Source organism: Deinococcus aquiradiocola, assembly GCF_014646915.1.
Classification (GTDB): domain Bacteria; phylum Deinococcota; class Deinococci; order Deinococcales; family Deinococcaceae; genus Deinococcus; species Deinococcus aquiradiocola.
In genome coordinates, this window is sequence record NZ_BMOE01000001.1 from 465,335 (window position 1) to 482,394 (window position 17,060).

The 17,060-nt window shown below is 72.1% G+C and carries 19 protein-coding genes; 11 read left to right on the plus strand and 8 right to left on the minus strand.

Annotation, left to right across the window (positions count from 1 at the left end):
• Positions 1-10 precede the first annotated feature (10 nt).
• Genes rimM through IEY33_RS02140 form a run of 3 tightly spaced genes read left to right on the plus strand, consistent with a single transcriptional unit; the run spans position 11 to position 2,061 of the window.
• The gene (gene rimM, locus IEY33_RS02130; protein ID WP_268238808.1) at positions 11-544 is read left to right on the plus strand and encodes a ribosome maturation factor RimM; all 534 of its coding nucleotides are present in this window, start codon (positions 11-13) and stop codon (positions 542-544) included.
• Entirely contained in the window at positions 541-1,389 is an 849-nt protein-coding gene (trmD, locus tag IEY33_RS02135; protein ID WP_229670686.1) for a tRNA (guanosine(37)-N1)-methyltransferase TrmD, read from the plus strand. Before rimM ends, trmD begins: the two co-directional genes overlap by 4 nt.
• 60 nt (positions 1,390-1,449) lie before the next feature.
• Positions 1,450-2,061: an LON peptidase substrate-binding domain-containing protein gene (locus tag IEY33_RS02140; RefSeq protein WP_188960558.1), complete on the plus strand. Its 612-nt coding sequence runs from the start codon at positions 1,450-1,452 to the stop codon at positions 2,059-2,061.
• A 68-nt stretch (positions 2,062-2,129) separates the two neighbouring features.
• Here the strand turns inward: IEY33_RS02140 and IEY33_RS02145 are convergent, their stop codons facing one another.
• From IEY33_RS02145 to IEY33_RS02170, 6 genes are all read right to left on the minus strand, one after another.
• Positions 2,130-3,308, minus strand: coding sequence for an aminotransferase class V-fold PLP-dependent enzyme (locus IEY33_RS02145; RefSeq protein ID WP_188960559.1), 1,179 nt, complete (start codon positions 3,306-3,308; stop codon positions 2,130-2,132).
• Positions 3,309-3,608: 300 nt separating this feature from the next.
• On the minus strand, positions 3,609-5,234 hold the full coding sequence (gene serA / locus IEY33_RS02150) for a phosphoglycerate dehydrogenase (RefSeq protein WP_188960560.1): 1,626 nt from the start codon (positions 5,232-5,234) through the stop codon (positions 3,609-3,611).
• Positions 5,235-5,313: 79 nt separating this feature from the next.
• Entirely contained in the window at positions 5,314-5,913 is a 600-nt protein-coding gene (aat, locus tag IEY33_RS02155; RefSeq protein WP_188960561.1) for a leucyl/phenylalanyl-tRNA--protein transferase, read from the minus strand.
• Between the two features lies 1 nt (position 5,914).
• Complete coding sequence (locus IEY33_RS02160) at positions 5,915-6,367, minus strand: PaaI family thioesterase (protein ID WP_229670687.1); 453 nt, start codon at positions 6,365-6,367, stop codon at positions 5,915-5,917.
• A gap of 25 nt (positions 6,368-6,392) precedes the next feature.
• Complete coding sequence (locus IEY33_RS02165) at positions 6,393-7,511, minus strand: peptidoglycan DD-metalloendopeptidase family protein (RefSeq protein WP_188960562.1); 1,119 nt, start codon at positions 7,509-7,511, stop codon at positions 6,393-6,395.
• Positions 7,512-7,770: 259 nt separating this feature from the next.
• On the minus strand, positions 7,771-9,018 hold the full coding sequence (locus IEY33_RS02170; protein WP_188960563.1) for an MFS transporter: 1,248 nt from the start codon (positions 9,016-9,018) through the stop codon (positions 7,771-7,773).
• 108 nt (positions 9,019-9,126) lie between these two features.
• Here IEY33_RS02170 and IEY33_RS02175 point away from each other — a divergent pair, with 108 nt between their 5' ends.
• The 4 genes from IEY33_RS02175 (at position 9,127) to IEY33_RS02190 (ending at position 12,285) form a co-directional block, all read left to right on the plus strand.
• Positions 9,127-10,227, plus strand: a complete 1,101-nt coding sequence (locus tag IEY33_RS02175) for a M24 family metallopeptidase (RefSeq protein WP_188960564.1) — start codon at positions 9,127-9,129, stop codon at positions 10,225-10,227.
• Between the two features lie 5 nt (positions 10,228-10,232).
• On the plus strand, positions 10,233-10,772 hold the full coding sequence (locus IEY33_RS02180) for an RlpA-like double-psi beta-barrel domain-containing protein (RefSeq protein ID WP_229670742.1): 540 nt from the start codon (positions 10,233-10,235) through the stop codon (positions 10,770-10,772).
• Between the two features lie 140 nt (positions 10,773-10,912).
• Entirely contained in the window at positions 10,913-11,371 is a 459-nt protein-coding gene (locus IEY33_RS02185) for a type III secretion system chaperone family protein (protein WP_188960565.1), read from the plus strand.
• A gap of 173 nt (positions 11,372-11,544) precedes the next feature.
• On the plus strand, positions 11,545-12,285 hold the full coding sequence (locus tag IEY33_RS02190; protein ID WP_188960566.1) for an endonuclease III domain-containing protein: 741 nt from the start codon (positions 11,545-11,547) through the stop codon (positions 12,283-12,285).
• 56 nt (positions 12,286-12,341) lie between these two features.
• Here IEY33_RS02190 and IEY33_RS02195 read toward each other — a convergent pair whose 3' ends face one another.
• Positions 12,342-12,881, minus strand: a complete 540-nt coding sequence (locus IEY33_RS02195; protein WP_229670688.1) for a hypothetical protein — start codon at positions 12,879-12,881, stop codon at positions 12,342-12,344.
• A gap of 77 nt (positions 12,882-12,958) precedes the next feature.
• A complete protein-coding gene (locus IEY33_RS02200) occupies positions 12,959-13,537 on the minus strand; it encodes a molybdenum cofactor guanylyltransferase (RefSeq protein ID WP_188960567.1) in 579 nt (192 codons plus the stop codon).
• A gap of 134 nt (positions 13,538-13,671) precedes the next feature.
• Here IEY33_RS02200 and IEY33_RS02205 point away from each other — a divergent pair, with 134 nt between their 5' ends.
• The 4 genes from IEY33_RS02205 to IEY33_RS02220 all read left to right on the plus strand — a co-directional run bounded on the left by IEY33_RS02205 (position 13,672) and on the right by IEY33_RS02220 (position 17,042).
• Positions 13,672-14,109 carry a superoxide dismutase gene (locus IEY33_RS02205; protein WP_188960568.1) on the plus strand — a complete coding sequence of 146 codons (438 nt, stop codon included), beginning with the start codon at positions 13,672-13,674 and terminating at the stop codon, positions 14,107-14,109.
• 166 nt (positions 14,110-14,275) lie between these two features.
• Positions 14,276-15,418: an ATP phosphoribosyltransferase regulatory subunit gene (locus IEY33_RS02210; protein WP_188960569.1), complete on the plus strand. Its 1,143-nt coding sequence runs from the start codon at positions 14,276-14,278 to the stop codon at positions 15,416-15,418.
• Positions 15,415-16,065 carry an ATP phosphoribosyltransferase gene (gene hisG, locus IEY33_RS02215; protein WP_188960570.1) on the plus strand — a complete coding sequence of 217 codons (651 nt, stop codon included), beginning with the start codon at positions 15,415-15,417 and terminating at the stop codon, positions 16,063-16,065. Before IEY33_RS02210 ends, hisG begins: the two co-directional genes overlap by 4 nt.
• Before the next feature lie 8 nt (positions 16,066-16,073).
• Positions 16,074-17,042 carry a phosphotransferase enzyme family protein gene (locus IEY33_RS02220; RefSeq protein ID WP_188960571.1) on the plus strand — a complete coding sequence of 323 codons (969 nt, stop codon included), beginning with the start codon at positions 16,074-16,076 and terminating at the stop codon, positions 17,040-17,042.
• Positions 17,043-17,060: the final 18 nt, after the last annotated feature.

The window sequence follows — 17,060 nt, forward strand, 5'->3', positions numbered from 1 at the left end:
GCCTCCCGACCTGACCCGCGTGGGTCACCTGATGGCCCCTCACGGACTCCGGGGGGCCATGAAACTGTTCGTGATCGGCGACGCCGACCAGCTGCTCGGCCTGAAACGCCTGTACCTCGAAGGGCACGGGTGGCGCCGCGTGACCACCATCCAGGCGCAGGGGCCCGGCGTGACCGTACAGCTGTCCGGCACCGACACGCGCGAGGACGCGCTGACGCTGAGGAACGTGAACGTCTACGCCCACGACCGCGAGCTGCCGCCGCTGGACGATGGGCAGTTCTACTACCACGAACTGCGTGGCCTGCCCGTCGAGACGGCCACGGGCGAACGGCTGGGCGAGGTGACGGACGTGCTGGACATGGGTCACCAGGACCTGCTGGTGGTGCGGCACGCGGGCGGCGAGGCGCTCGTGCCGCTGCAGGCCCCGTACGTGCGCGTGCGGCGAGGCCTGGAGGTCACGCTGCTGGACAGCGCGCCCGACGGCCTGATCGGCGGGCAGGCGGACGTCGTGACGCCCAGCGCCGAACCGGAGGACGACGCTTGACCCCCGAAGCGCCCGGCCACGCGGGCGGGGACGCGCTGCACTTCAGCGTGCTGACGCTCTTCCCGGAACTGCTGCGCCCCTTCACGCAGGAGGCGCTGCTGGGCCGCGCCGCCGCGAACGGCCTCCTGAAGTTCGACCTGCACGACCTGCGCGAGCACGCCGGGAACCGCTGGCGCAAGGTGGACGACACCCCGTACGGCGGCGGGGCAGGCATGGTGATCCGCGTGGACGTGGTGGAACGCGCCCTGGCGGCCCTGCCGTCCACGCCGGACGAGGTGATCCTGCTCACGCCCGCCGGGCAGCGCTTCGACCAGCGGCTCGCGGAGGAGCTCGCGGGCAGGCAGCACATCGCCCTGCTGTGCGGCCGGTACGAGGGCTTCGACGCGCGCGTGGAGGGCCTCGTGACGCGCGAGGTCAGCATCGGGGACTACGTGATGATGGGCGGCGAGGCGGCCGCCGCGTGCATCATGGAGGCCGTGGGCCGCCTGCGGCCCGGCGTGATCGGCGACGAGGAAAGCTGGCGGGCCGACTCGTACTCCAGCGGCCTCCTCGACTACCCGGAGTACACCCGTCCCGCCGAATGGCAGGGGCACGGCGTGCCGCAGGTGCTGATGGGCGGCAACCACGCGGCCATCACCCGCTGGCGGCGCGACCGGGCGCTGGAACGCACGCTCGCGCGCCGACCCGACCTGCTGCCCGGCGCGGGTCTCACCCCGGAAGACAGCTCGGCCCTCCTCACGCTCGGCGTGGACGCGGACGCCCTGGCGGGCCACGGCGCGCCCCCACCGCCCACCCCGAAACGCAAACGCACCAGACGCCCGAAAACGCCACAGGAACCCGTCTAGGACACGGTTTGTAACACAAGATGATATGTGAGGGCGCCTCAGCGTCCAGCATGAAGTCAAATGTCCCCGCCCACCACGCCACTCTTCCCGCTGCCCGATCTGGTGCTGTTCCCAGGACTGGTCCTCCCCCTCTACGTGTTCGAACAGCGGTACCGGGACCTGCTCGCCGACACGCGCCGCAGCGGCGAACCGTTCGGCATCGTCCGCATCCTCGAAGCGGCGGACGCGGCCCCGGGCAAACCCTTCCACGAGCGCGTGGCCCGCGTCGGCACGCTCGCCCACCTGCGCAACGTGACCGACCACGACGACGGCACGGCCAGCATCGTCGTGGTCGGCGGAGAACGCTTCCGTATCCAGTCGTTCGACACCACGCGCTCGTACCTGAGCGCCGTGGTGCAGGAAGACCCGCTGCCCGGCGGTCCCGGCCAGGAGGACATGACGGGCGCCCTGTCGCGCCGCCTGCTGGACGGCCTGCTCCGCACGCGCCCGCAGGACGCCGAAGCGATCCGCGAGCACGCCCCGCACGACCCGCTGCTGCTCGCCAGTTTCGCCGCGACGCTCCTCCCCCTGAACGGCGACCAGCGCGAACAGGCGCTCGACACCATCGACCTGATGGACCGCCTGGAGACCCTGATCTCGTTCCTGCCGAGAGACGAACGCGCCCTGAACTGACACGCCTTCCGCAATGAGGCGAGGCGGCCCCCCTGTCCGGTGGGCCGCCTCGTTGCCGTGGTGGCGGTTCAGCCTTTCAGGGCTTCCCACGCGGCGGCGACGCCTGCTCCGCGCGTGAACGTGACACCCAGCGCCTCGAAGGCGTCCTCCATGACGCCTGCGATGGCGAGCGCGTCGTAACGGTCAGCGTAGCCCATGTTGGACACGCGGAACACCGTGTCCTCATGCGGCGCCTGGCCGGGCAGGGCGCGCTGGCCCATCGCGGCGAGCTGCGCGGCGACGGCCCGCCCGCCGAGCCCTTCGGGGGGGCACAGGACGGCGACGGCGGGGCTGGTGCGGCTCGCCCAGGGGCGCGCGCCGATGGCGGTGCCGGCCGCGAGGAGCGCGTCGTTCTGGCGGCGCTTCTCGGCCCACAGCACCTCGCGCGGGACGCTCAGCAGTCGCTCCAGCGACGCGCTGAGCGCGTAGATGAGGTTGATGGCGGGCGTCTGCGGAGTGTTCCCGGCCTTCTGGCCCTTCAGTTCGCGCTGCATGTCGAGGTAGAAGCCGCGCGGCGTGTTCGGGATGAGGCGCTCCTGCACCTCGGGGCTGAAGAGCAGCAGGCCCAGGCCGGGCGGGGTGGCGGTGCCCTTCTGGCTGCCGGACACGATCACGTCCACGCCCCACGCGTCCGGGCGGAGTTCCGCGACGCCGTAGCTGGTGATGCAGTCCGCGATGACGATCAGGTCGGGGTTGCGGGCCTTCGCGGCGGCCGTGATGGCCTGCAGGTCGTGCAGCGCGCCGGTACTCGTCTCGCTGTGCGTCACGAGCAGGGTGTGCGCGTCCCGCGCGGCGTCCGCGACTTCCTGCGGGTCGAGCACCTCGCCCCAGGGTCTGCTGACGAGGTGCGTGTCGTACCCGAAGCGGCCCGCCATCTCGCCCCAGCGTTCGCTGAACTTCCCGGCCTGGGCGCTCACAACCTTCGCGCCGCCCGGCACGAGGCTCACGAGGGCACCCTCGAAGGCGGCGGTGCCGCTGCCCGTCACGATCACGGACTCGTAGCCGGGCGCGTCCAGCAGTTCGCTCAGCTGCGCGCGCGCCTGCATGAGTTTCGCGACGCCTTCCGGCGCGCGGTGGTGCATCTGCGGCTGCGCGAGCTGCGCGAGGACGCGCGGCTCCACCTCGACCGGGCCGGGCGCGATCAGGCGTTGACGGTTCAGGGGCACGTGAGCGGGCTGGGTCGGGGTGGGCTGGGGTTGGTCGGCCATGCCTCCATTGTGCAGGCTGCGGGCGGGCCGGGCGCGGGACCGGTCAGGACAAGCCCGCGCGCGGCAGAGGGCGGGGCGGCAGAGGGCGGAGCGCCCCACCACGTGCCGGTGAGGCGCCCCGCCCTCCCAGGGTCGTACGGTGTTGATCCGATTCCAGGGATTCCGGAAAAAGCACAGGCATCCCTTCTTGGGCAGAACGGACGCCCTACAGGACGCCTGCCCGCTTCCATCTCCCCCAAACCGTACTTTTTGGTACTCGCTTCGCTCGGCTGAACTCCAAACGTTCAGCTCAACACCGGATCAGACGCGGACGAGGAAGGCCGAGTCGATCACGTCGAGGTCACGGACCGCCTGCAGCTGCTCGGCGTTCAGGCCCTCGTCGAGCGTGAGGGTGAACAGCGCCTGCCCGCCGCGTTCGGCACGGCCGAGTGCCATCCCGGCGATGTTGATGCCCCACGTGCCGAGCAGGTTCGAGAGCTTCGCGACGGCGCCCGGCTTGTCCTGGTTGGACGCGATCAGGATGAAGCCCTCCGGCTGGAGTTCCACGCGGAAGTCCCGCAGGCGCGTCAGGCGGGCGCTGCGTCCGAAGACCGTGCCGCCCACCGTGCGGGTACGGTCGCGGTCGTCGCCGTGCACGACGGCCTTCACGATCACTTCCGTCTGGTAGTCGGGGCTTTCCGGCACCTCGCGGATCGCGAGGCTCAGGCCGCGCTCGCGGGCGAGGGCGCGGGCGTTGATCATGTTGGGGTGCTCGTCGGTGCTGCCGCTCAGGTACCCGACCAGCAGGCTCGACACGACGGGCGCAGGGTCCGCCGGGAACTCCCCACGGAACGTGATCTCCAGTTCCTCTGCGCCGGGAATGAGCTGCGCGAGGATCTTCCCGAGCTTCCCACCGAGCTCCAGGTACCCGCCGAGCGCCTCCATGGTCTTGGCGTCCAGGGCGGGCGCGTTCACGGCGCCCTTGCTGACGTCGCCCTTCAGGGCCGCGAGGACGCGCTCCACGATCTCCGCACCGACGCGTTCCTGCGCCTCGAAGGTGTTCGCGCCGAGGTGCGCGGTGATGCCGAGGTTCGGGGCGGTCAGGAAGATGTGGTCCGGGGTGGGCGGCTCGTCCACGAACACGTCCACGCCTGCCGCGAACAGGTGTCCGCTCGTCAGGGCGTCCACGAGCGCCTGCTCGTCGATGATGCCGCCGCGCGCGGCGTTCACGGCGATCGCGCCGGGCCGGAGTTTCGCGAGTTCCTCCGCGCCGATCATGCCGCGCGTCTCGTCCGTCAGGGGCGTGTGCACCGTGATGGCGTCCACCTGCGCGAGCAGCTCGTCGAGCGTCTCGGCGCGCCGCACGTCCAGACGCTCGAACTTCGTTTCGGGCACGTACGGGTCGTATGCGACGACGTTCATCCGCAGGCCCTGCGCGCGGCTCGCGACGATGCTGCCGATGCGGCCCAGGCCCACGATGCCGAGCGTGCGGTCCTTGAGTTCCTGCCCCAGGTACTTGCGGTCCCACACGCCCGCCCGCGTGCGGCTGTCGCTGCGCACGAGACCGCGCGCGGCGGCCATGAGGTGCATGACGGCCAGCTCCGCCGCCGAGACGTTGTTGCTCTCGGGCGCGTTCAGGATCAGCAGGCCGCGCAGCGACGCGTAATCCAGGTCAATGTTGTCCACGCCGACCCCGCCGCGCCCCACGACCTTCAGGCGCTCGCCCGCCGCGTCGATCAGTTCACGGTCGACCTTGGTGCGGCTGCGGGTGATGAGCGCGTCGAACTCCGGGAGGCGGCGCAGGATCTCCTCGCGCGGCATGTTCGCCACGTACTCGATGTCGTACCCGTCGTGCTCGAGGTTGCCGGGGTTCATCTCGTCGCAGATCAGCACGCGGAACGGTTGCGTCTGGGTGCTGCCGGGCAAGGTGGGGGCGGGATTGGTCATGGACCCAGCGTACCGCCTGAGCACGGGCACGGCGGGCATTTGTCTGGGGGGCGCGCGTCCCGCCTGCCCCGGCCGGATTTCAGAGGTCGGCGTCCGTGCCGAGCGCCTGCTTCAGCAGCTTCCGGTACGCCGCTGCGCCGAGTTCGTACGTGCCGAAGCGGGCGAGGTGCGGGTTCTGGATCTGCGCGTCGAGGAACACGAACCCCTGCGCGGTGAGGTGCCGGGACAGCTGCACGAGCGCGACCTTGGAGGCGTGCGTGACGCGGTGGTACATGGTCTCGCCGATGAACGCGCCGCCCAGCACGAGGCCCAGCACGCCGCCTGCCAGCTGTCCGTCCTGCCACGTCTCGAAGCTGTGCGCGAGGCCCGTCCGGTGCAGGTGCAGGTAGATGTCGGCCAGTTCGTCGCTGATCCACGTCTCGTCTGCCGGGCGGTCGCGGCACCCGGCGAGCACGCCGGCGAAATCCATGTCGACGGCCACCTGGAAGCGCCCGATCTGGCGTCTGAGGCTGGTGGGGACGTGCAGGTCCGCGCCGAGCGGGACGAGGGCGCGCGTGCCGACCGTGTACCACTGCAGGCCGTCGCCGTTGTCCATCAGGAAGGACCCGCCCGCGTACCCGCGTGCGATCTCGCGCGTGAGCGGGTCCGGGTGATGCAGGAAGGGGTCGGCGGTCGGCAATTCAGCCGTCCGTGCGGGGGGCGGCTCTGGGGTACAGGACGGCCTGCGTGCAGCGGAAGAGGGCCATGACGTTCCCCTGCTCGTTGCGGACTTCGGCGTCCCAGACCTGCGTGGTGCGGCCCGCGTGGACGGGGCGGGCTTCGCAGGTGACGCGGCCTGCGCGGGCCGTGCCGAGGAAGTTGCTTTTCAGTTCGATGGTCGTGAAGCCGTTCGCGCCGTCCGGCAGGAGCAGGCGGCAGCCGTACCCGCAGGCGGTGTCGGCGAGCGCGATGACGGACGCGGCGTGCAGGAAGCCGTTGGGGGCCATGAGTTCCGGACGGACCGTCAGTTCGGCCTTCACGGTGTCGGGCGTCAGTTCGGTGAAGGCGATGCCGATCAGGCCGGGCAGGTGGCCTTCGCTGCGGGCGTTGACGTTGCTCAGCAGGTCGGCCTGGGGGAGGTCGCGTTCGTTCACCGGGTCAGTGTAGCGCCGCGCCGCTTCACGGCCAGAGCCGGTTGAAGTACAGGGTGGGGAGGGTGCCCTCGCCGCGCACGCGCATCTCGAGGTGCAGGTGCGGTCCGGCACTCAGGCCGGTCGTGCCGACCTGACCGATCACGTCGCCGCGCCGCACGACCTGACCGACCTTCACGAGCAGTTTGCTCTGGTGGAAGTACAGGCTGAGCAGGCCCGCCCCGTGGTCGATGGCGACGAGGCCGCCCCGGACGGGGTACGTGGCGGCGATCACGACGCGGCCGTCGTTGACGGCGCGGACGGGCGTGCCGATCTTGGCGGGGAAGTCCATGCCGTAGTGGTACGCGACGGGGCCGCCCGCGAGATACGTGCGCGGCTGCCCGAAGGAGCTCGACACGCTGCGGCTGTCGAGGGGCGGCGAGAAGGGCCGCGACCACGCCTGCGGGGTGCGGAGCGCGTACGCGGCCTCCACGACCTTCTCCTCGGCGGGCCGTTCGGGCGCCTTGAGGCGGTCGGTGAGGGTCTTGGCGAGCGTGAGGTGCTGGATGGGCTGGTCGAGCGCGGAGACGGGCACGCTGCCTTTCAGGACGTCCTGACCGACGCGGACGGTGTACACGAGCGGGGTGGTCTTGCCGAGCACCACGCGGCCCAGCACGACGTACTCTCCGGCCGCGCCGATGGGCGTGAGGACCTCGGCGGGCTTTCGGACGTCCTCACCGGTCTCGCTGGGGAAGCTGACCACGGCGTTCCCGGCGTCCTGGCCGCTGAGGCGCAGCACGAACGCGTCGCCCATGGTGAGGCGCGCGGGCGCGCGGACCGTGACGCCCGACACCACGTTGACAGGCGCCGGATTGGCAGGCGCAGCGGTGGCGGGTTTCGTGACGGCGGGCTTCGTGGGGGCGGGTGTGGTCGCGGCCGCCCCGGACGGGAGGCGCAGCACCTGCCCGACACTCAGGTCGGGAGACGTGAGGTTGTTCAGGCGCAGCAGGTCGGCCGGATTCAGGCCGCGTTCCGTCGCGATGCGGTACAGGGTGTCCCCGGCGCGGACGGTGTACACGAGCGCCGCGCCGGACTGAGCGCCCGCCGGGACGGCCACGCCGAGCGCGAGGGACAGGGTGAGGACGGAGGCGAGCAGAGACAAACGCATTCGCCCACCATAACGGCACCTCATGAAAGGCAGGCAGCGCAGAACCGGTCGGCCACAACGGGACCGGCCCCGAGAGAACGCGGGGCCGGTCGGAACACTGGAGGAGACGGTCATACCGTGTTGATCCGATTCCAGGGACGCCAGGAAACGCCATGGCATCCCCTGGCATCTCTTCAAAGCCGTACGTTTGGTGCTCGCGGCAGGGCGGCGGCTGCGCGTTCCGGTCGGCTGAACTCCAGGCGTTCAGTTCAGGGCCGGATCAGGTGCCGGGGGCGGTCACCGTGCGTTCCAGATTGGGGCGCAGCACGAGGCTCAGCACGAGCAGCACGATGAGGACCGTGCCGCTGAACAGGTACGGCGCGCCGTGCGACACCTTCTGGTACAGGCCCGTGCCGATCAGGGGGCCGGTCATGCGGCCGAGCGCGAGGGCGCTGCTGTTGAGGCCCGCCACCTGCCCCTGCGCGTTCTCGTCCACGCCGAGCGACAGGGCTGCCGACAGGCTCGGGCCGAGGATGGCGCTGCCCACCCCAACGAGCGCGAGAGCGCCCGTGATGCTCCAGAAGGTCACGCCGCTCGGCAGGAGCAGCATGCCCGCACCCATCACGAGCAGGCCCGCCGGGATGAGGACGGACGCGGACAGCTTCTTGCTGAGGGGCCGGATCGCGCCGCCCTGCACGGCCGCCGCGAGGAACCCGAAGATGGCGAGCATCGTGCCGACGGTGGTGGCGGTCCTTGCGGGCGAGAGGTGCAGGGTGTCCTGCACGTAGAAGCCGATGGTCTGCTCCATCCCGACGGACGCCAGGGTGTACAGGGCGCTGACGGCCAGGATCAGGAGCAGCGGGCCGCGCAGCAGCGCCCACGCGGGGCGGCGGCTGGCCGGGTCGTCCTGGCCGGGCTGGCGCGTCTCGCGCAGCGTGAGGGTGGCGAGGACGGCCGTGAGGAGGCCCAGGCCCGCGCTGAAGAACACGGGAACCACGAGGCCCAGGCGGGACAGGGCCGCGCCGATGGCGGGGCCGAACACGACGCCCAGCCCGAAGGCCGCGCCGATGAGGCCCATGGCGGCGGCGCGGTTCTCGCGGCCCGTCAGGTCGGCCATCATGGCCTGCGCGGTGGGGAGGGTGGCGCTGGACAGCACGCCGCCCAGCAGGCGGGACGCGACGAGCAGCACGAACAGCAGCGTGCCGCTGAGCACGCCGTTCAGGCCGAGCACGGCGAACAGGCCGAACAGCCCGAAGCTGACGGCGAAGCCGACGAGGCCCGTCTGCAGGACGGGTTTGCGGCCCACGCGTTCGCTGCGGCTGCCCCAGATGGGCGCGAAGACGAACTGCATCAGGCTGTACGCGGTGGAGAACCACCCGGCCTGCGTCTCGGTCAGGCCGAGCTGACGGGAGAGGGGCGCGATGATCGGGAAGAGGACACTGAGGCCCAGCATCGCCACGAAAATGGTCAGGAACAGCACGATTTTCGGGCTCGCGCCTCGCCTGGACGGATTGGACGGCGCACTCATGACGGTCAGTGTACGCCCGCGCCCAGGCCCGGGCAGGGGACGCTTGCCCCGCCCGCATGACGGGTTTCCCGGAGTCGGGGTGCGGGGGCGCGTGTTACTCTGCCTGCCATGTCTACAGATCAGACCGCGACGCCCTCGCCCGGCCCGGCCTCCCTCCTGCCCGACACGCTGCGCGCGGCGCTGGACCGGGCGGGGGTGGACGCCCTGTGGGTGAGCAGCCCTGAGAACATCCGTTACCTGTCGGGCTTCACGAGCGGCCGGGACGCGCGGCTGCTGCTCTCGGCGCAGCCGACGCTGTACACCGACGCGCGGTACACGGTGCAGGCGCAGGAGGAGAGCCGCTTCCCGTCCTTCATCGCGCGGCCGCCCGCGACGCTCGCGCACGCCGCGCCCGCCGTGGAGGGCCTGCGGGTGGGGTTCGAGGCGGATCACCTGACGGTGGCGGAACTGGAGCGGCTGCGCGCGCACTGGCAGGCGGGCGAGCGCCCGGCGACGCTGGTGTCCACGTCGCGCGTGATCGACACGCTGCGGCAGGTGAAGACGCCGGACGAGGTGGCGCGCGTGCGGGCCGCGCAGGCGCTCGCGGACGAGGCCTTCGCGGCCGTGCGGCCCTTCATCGCGGCGGGCGTGCGCGAGTCGGACGTCGCGGCGCGGCTGGAGGGCTTCATGCGGGAGCGCGGGGCGGGGTCCGCGTTCGGCATCACGGTCGCGTCCGGCCCGCGCGGCGCGATGCCTCACGGGACGGCGTCGGCCCGCGTGATCGGGAACGACGAGCTGGTCACCGTGGATTTCGGGGCGCTGCTGGACGGGTACCACTCCGACATGACGCGCACCGTGGCGGTCGGGAACCCGTCCGAGGAGCTGCGGCGCCTGTACCGCGCGGTGCTGGAGGCCGAGGAGGCCGCCGTGGCCGCCGTGCGTCCCGGCGCGACGGGCGGCGAGCTGGACGCGGTCGCGCGTGACCTGCTCGGCGCGCACGGACTGGCGGAGGCGTTCGCGCACTCGCTGGGGCACGGGGTGGGCCTCGCGGTGCACGAGGGGCCGAGCCTGCGGGCGGCCAGCGCGGACGTGCTCGTGCCGGGCATGATCGTGACGGTCGAGCCGGGCGTGTACGTGCCGGGCGTGGGCGGCGTGCGGATCGAGGACCTGATCCTGGTGACCGAGGACGGTCACGAGGTGCTGTCCCGCTCCGCGAAGGAGCTCCTTTGACGCGCGTGCGGGCGTGGCTGCAGGCGGGCGTGCTGATTGCTGCGGGCGTCGCGGCGCAGGCGGGCGCGGAGCGCGTGTACCGCGTGCAGGCGGGCGACACGCTGTACGCGCTGGCGCGGGCGTCCGGCACGACGGCTGCCGACCTCGCGCGGCGCAACGGCCTGAACGGCGGCACGCTGCACGTCGGGACGGTGCTGCGCCTCCCCGGGCGCGGCGCGGCTCCCGCCAGTCACGTCCGGCCCGCCGTGCTGCCCGCCCGCGCCGCGAACCTGCCCGTGTACCAGAGCGGCATGGCCGTGTATTACGGCGGGCGGCGGGACACGCGCACGCCGCTCACGGCCGCGCACCTCAGCCTGCCGTTCGGGACGTGGGTGGAGGTCCGGCACGCCCGCACGGGCCGCTCGGTCCTCGTGATGATCAACGACCGCGGCCCCTTCGGCCGCCGGGACCGCGTGATCGACCTGTCGACCGCCGCTGCCCGCGCGCTCGGCATCACGGGCGAGGGCGTGGCGCCCGTCACGCTGCGGATCGCGCACCGGCCCTGAACGCAGGCCGCGCGCGGCCCGTGAGGCGCGCCGCGCGCGGGAAGGGTGTAGAATCGTTCGGGTTTCAAACAAGCGGCGGAAGACACCGGCCGGACTTCACGGCCCCTTCCGTCCTGACCACCAACACTGGAGGAATCACCATGACCAATCAAGACGTTGCCCTGCTGACCCTGGAGACCATCGCCAAGTACCTGAAGGAAAAGGAAGTGCAGCTGGACTTCGAGGAGAACAACGGCCAGCGCTTCATCCGCATGGGCTGGCGTTTCGAGATGGGTGACGCGGCCGTGCTCGTGAGCGTCAACGACGGCCCTCAGAACACCAGCCGCCTCGAAGTCACCTGCGTGACCCAGAAGCAGTACGTGAGCCGCAAGCAGGAAGTCATGACCATCCTCAACGACCGCAACCGCGAGCGTGCCTTCAGCCGCAGCATCGACGGCGACGGCAACGTGTGGCTGGAGTACGTGGGCTTCTACCCCACCCTGACCGAAATGCCCCAGGAGACCTTCGACACGCTGTTCGGCGGCGTGCTGATGCACTTCCAGGACGACTACGCCTTCCTGGAAGGCTTCCAGATCCAGCCCCAGCAGCCCCAGGCCTGACCCTCCCGCCCCGCCGTGCGCGGGGCAGGAACAGGCGATCCGCACGGCGCGCCCCCGACACCTGGTCGGGGGCGCGCCCTTTTGCCGTGCCGCAGCCCTGGCCCTGCCGCGGCTCAAGGTTCCCTGCCGGAACGCACACCGTTCACGGGGGCACCCGACCCTACAGTGACGGCATGGCCCGCCCACCCCTGTCCGAACAGCATCCCGCTCCGCCGCAGCTCGGGGAGGTCGCGCGCCGACTCACGGACGCGTACCTGCCGGGCCGCCCCCACCCGGAACGCAGCGCCGAACCGCTTGACGGGCTGATCTCCACCATCCTGTCGCAGCAGAACCTCGCCGTCGTCACGCGGCGGCAGTTCGCGGCCCTGAAACGCATGTACCCGCGCTGGGAGATGGCGCTGCACGACGGTCCGGACGGCATCGAGACGACGCTTCGGGAGGCGGGCGGCGGCCTCATCCGCAGCAAGTCCCTGACCATCTGGAACGTGCTGCACACCCTGGAGGAGGCGCGCGGCACGCTCAGCCTCGCGGACACGCGCGGCATGGCGGACGGCGAGGTGCGCGCCCTGCTGGAGGGCCTGCCGGGCGTTGGCCCCAAGACGGCTTCGTGCGTGCTGCTCTTCGATCTGGCGCGGCCCGCCATGCCGGTCGACACGCACATCGACCGCATCTCGCGGCGGCTGGAACTCGTGCCCGCCAGATGGAACGCCGTGAAGATCGAACGGTGGTACGAGGAGGTCCTGCCGCGCACCTGGGCGGACCGCTACGCCTTCCACGTGAGCACCATCGCGCACGGGCGCGCCGTGTGCCGCTCGCAGCGCCCCAGGTGCGCCGGGTGCCTGCTGCTGGACCTGTGCCCGTCGGCTGCCGTGTTCATGTACGGCGAGCAGCAGCCGGACGGGCGGGCCGGGTGACGCGCCCATGAAGAAGCCCGCACCGGTTCGGGCGCGGGCCTGCGGGACGTTCCGGATCAGTTGAGTTTGATGCTGTTCGTGAACGCCTTGACGTCCGCTTCGTTCTTGCTGTAGTCGGCGATGGTGCTGCTGATGGTGAGGACCAGCATGCGGCCCTGCGCGCTCGTGATGAGCATCTCGCGGCGCACGTCGCCGGTGCGGCTCGGCGCGACGAACACGAAGTCCGCCCACTCGTTGCCGTTCAGGGTGACCATCTGCTGCTTCAGGGACTTGATGCCGGGCACCTGCGCGCGGATCACGGTGGGGAACTGCGTGAGCATGGTGGCGACGTCGGCCTTGTTGAGCTTGGCGTCGCGCCATTCGAAGGCGAGGCTGAGTTTGCTGTCGGGGCTGAGGAACACCGCCTCGGGACGGTTCCCGGCGGGGAAGATCTTCTGGACGCCCTTGTCGGTGAGCATCTGGAGGCGCTCGCCGGTGTCGAGGCTGAGGGGGAGGTTCGGGATGGGGGAGGTGGCGGCGTGCGCGAGGCTGGCCGTGCCGACGAGGGCCGTGAGGCCGAGGACTGCGGTGCGGCGCGCGCTGGTGGTGAACGTCATGACGGCAGCCTAGAGGCTGAGGCTGCCGCTGCCGTGTGGAAGTCATGAGAAGCGCTTGAGGCGGCGTCAGGCGCGCGTCATGCAGGGGGACGGTTCAGGTTCGTGAACGCGAGCGGCGCCGCGTCCCGCACCTGCGGCCACATCACGGCCTGTACCTGCAGCGCGTCCAAGAGGGAACGCATCCGCAGGTCCTGCCGGTCCAGGTGCGCCTGCACGGCCCCCAGGGCGGAGCGGTGGTACAGCGCGGCGAGCGGCTGTCCTCTCCCCTCCCCGTCCCGGCCCACGACCGCCTGCGCGCCGGGCGTGACGGCCGCGTGCAGCAGCGCCCAGTACCGGGCCGTGAGGTACGGGAGGTCCACGGCCGAGTACGCGACCCACTCCGCGCCCTGCGGGAGGGCCGTCAGGGCGGCCTCCAGTCCGGCGAGCGGCCCGAGGCCCGGCCGCAGGTCCGGCGTGACGGTCCAGCCGGGCAGGTCGTACCGGCCGGGCGGCGCGATCAGCAGGCGCGGGGCGCACGCCTGCAGGGACGCCGCGACGCGCTCCAGCATCGGGACGCCGTCCACGCGGTACAGGGCCTTGTCCTGCCCGAAGCGGCGCGACTGCCCGCCCGCCGTGATGGCGGCCGCGAGCGGCAGGGGCGGGCGGGGGCCAGGCATGCGCCCGTTATAGCGGGCGGGCCGCGTTCAGAGAATCCTTAGTTTGCCGGACTTCAGACAATGCCGACCGCGCGCCGGGCCTTAAATGAGACCCAGATCACCAGATGGACTGCCACGGCAGACAAAGGAGCCCCATGAAGAACGTGATGTTGCTGTCCCTCGGCGCGCTGGCCCTCGCCTCCTGCGCCCCCATGATGATGAGCCCCATGTACACCCTCACCCCCCAGGCGAGCGCGCCCGCCGGCGTGAACCCGGCCGGGAACGCCAGCGTCACCAAGAGCGACACCATGACCATGACGACCGTGAAGCTCACGGGCCTCGCCGCGAACACGTACTACGTCGGGCACTACCACGTGATGGGCACGGCCAGCACCGAGCCCTGCAAGAGCGGCGGCGCGCCGATCATGGCGAGCATGATGGTCGGGCAGACGGACGCGGCGGGTGCCCTGACGCTCAGCGGGAACGTCGCCACGGCCGACATCGCGGCCGCCACGTACCTGAACGTTCACACCGCCAAGGACAGCACCGGCGCGCCTGCAGACGCGGGCGTCGCCTGCACCCCCCTGAAGTAACCTCCCCTGCCGCAGCGGGCCGCCTCCACGTGTGGGGCGGCCCTCATTGCTGGACGCGCCGGACGCCGAGGCTGACGGCAGCGTGCGCCGTGCCTGCTATCATCCCGGACGTGTTGAACCGCCTGACCGCCCACCTGCTCGCCGGCCCGCCAGGGAGCGTGGCCGCATGATCCTGCCCCAGGGGACGAGAGACGTCCTGCCGCCCGAGTGGGCGTGGCGGGAGCATCTGCGCAACCGGGTCGCGGCGCACTTCGGAACGTGGGGCTACCAGGGCGTGGAACTGCCCGCGCTGGAACTGCAGGACCCGCATCACCCGCAGGACGCGCGGGCCTTCAAGCTCATCGACCGGGGCGGCGAGGTGCTGGCCCTGCGGAGCGAGTTCACGACGGCCGTGCAGCGCCTCGTGCGGCTGCGCTACCCGGCCGGGCCGTTCCCGCTGCGGCTGCAGTACGGCGGGCGCCTGTGGCTGCGCTCGCAGGCGAGCGAACTCGGGCGGCTGCGGGAGTTCACGCAGCTGGGCGTGGAACTGATCGGGGTGGACACCCCGCAGGCCGACGCGGAACTCCTCGCGCTGAGCCTCAGCACCCTGGAGGCGGTCGGCGTGCGCGCGCACCTGGAGGTCGGGCACCCCGGCTTCCTGGACGCGCTGCTGGAGGACGCTGGCCTGCCGGACCCGCTGCGCGCGCAGCTGCACGAAGTGCTGGACCGCAAGAGCGGCCCGGACCTGGGCGCGCTGATCCGCACGCACTCGCTCGGCGCGGACCTGGAACGCACCCTGAACGTCGTGCTGGACCTGTACGGCGGCCCGGAGGTGCTCGCGGCGGCCCGCTCGCTGCCGCTGGGGGACCGGGCGCGCTCGGCGCTGGATCACCTGGGGCGCGTCGCGGACCTGTTCGGGCCGGAGCGGCTGCTGTTCGACCTGGGCATGTCGCGCCGCTACCAGTACTACTCGGGCTTCACGTTCCGGGCGTACGCGGACGGCTCGCCCCGCCAGATCCTGGGCGGCGGGCGCTACGAGGCGGAAGGCGGGCTGGGCGGCGCGGGCTTCGCGGTGGGCCTGGAGCGCCTGACGGAGGTCGCGGCGCGGCACCTGCCGCCCGAACCGGAAGTGGTGCTGGCGCTGGACGCGGGCGGCGCGCAGTACGCGCGGGCGCAGGGCCTGATCGCGGAGGGCTGCTGGACGGACGACCGAACGGAACTCGCCCGGTACGCCGCGCAGCGCGGCATCCGGCGAGGCGCGCGCGGGCACGAGCTGGCAGACCTGGACGTGCTGCTCGGGCCGGACGCGGCGGCAGGAGGTCAGGCATGACGTCCCCCACTCCGATCACGCTCGCGCTCCCGAAGGGCCGCATCTTCGAGGAGAGCGTCGCGCTGCTCGCGCAGGCGGGCCTGCCCATCACGCTGCCCGAGAAGAGCCGTGCCCTGCAGTGGCAGATGGGGCACGTCACGCTGCTGGAACTGCGGAATCAGGACGTGCCGGTGTACGTGGACCTGGGCATCGCGGACGCAGGCATCGTCGGCAAGGACGTGCTGGCCGAGTCGGGCCGCGCCATCTACGAGCCGCTCGACCTGAACTTCTCGCACTGCCGCCTCTCGCTGATCCGCGAGGTGGGCGCGACGGGCCCGGTGCAGCGCGTGGCGAGCAAGTACCCGCGCCTGACGGCCGCGTACCTGCTGGAGCGCGGCCTGAGTGCCGAGATCGTGAAGCTGAGCGGGAACATCGAACTGGCATGCCTGACGGGCCTGTCGGACGCCGTGGTGGACCTCGTGCAGACGGGCAGCACCCTGCGCGCCAACCACCTGGAGGAACTGGAGGTGATCCTGCGGTCCAGCGCGCGACTCGTGGTGAACCGCACGTCCCTGAAACTGAAGCGGCAGGAACTGCGCCCGCTCATCGAGCGGCTGCGTGACCTGACCGCGCCCGCCGCGCGGACGGACGCCCGGACGGGCGACTGAGCGCCACCGTGGGCGGCGCGGCGCGTGACGGCTCGGGGCGGGAACACCCTGGACTGATCGTGCCGGGCCTGCTGCGGGCCTGCGCGGACGCGTTCGGGGCGGACGGCGCGCCCGTCACGCTGGTGAATGCCGGGGTGAACGCCGTGTACCGGGCAGGGCATGTCGCACTGCGCTGCTGCCGGGAGGCGGGCGTGCAGGACGTGCCCGGCGTCCGTCACGTACGCGAGGGGGAACTCACCCTGCCGCTTCTGTGGCTGGAACACCTGCACGCGCACGGCGCGCCGGTCTGCCGCCCGCTCCGCACCCCGGACGGTGGGGCGGTGCGGCGCGTCCCGCCCGGCTGGCTGGTGACGGCGACCGGCTGGGTGGACGGCCCGCGCCTGTCGGACCTGCCGTTCACGCCCGCCCGCGCCCGGGAGCTGGGCCGCAGCGTCGGGCAGCTGCACCTCGCGTCGGCCACCTTCAGGCCGCCGCCCGGCCAGGCGCACCCCTTCGCGCGCTGGACGGACCACTGGGATCGTGCGTCAGGAGGCGCGGCGCGCGACCCCGTGATCCGCGCCGCGCACGCCCGGCTCGGGCCGCTCGTGCACGCCTGGGCGGTCGAGGACGCCGTCGTCACGCACGGCGACCTGCGTCCCGGCAACGTGATCTTGGACGCGGGCGGGAGCTGCGTCGTGATCGACTTCGACGAACCGGTCGTCGGTCCTGCCGCGCTCGACCTCGCGCGGGCCGCGATGGAGGCCCTGCTGGCACGGCGCGCCGACGCGGGCGCTCTGGTAGCCGCGCTGCTGGCCGGGTACCGCGAGGTCCGGCCGCTCGGACACGCGTGGGACGCGCGGATCACGGCACTCGTGGACGCCCGCGCCGTCCTGATGGCCGCGTGGAGCCTGGAGGACGGCCGGGCCGGACCGGGAAGCGGGAGCGGGCAGGTGGTGAGCGTCCCCGCCCTGAGCGCGTGGCTGAGCCGCGACGCCTGAGCAGGCTGCACCGCTCAG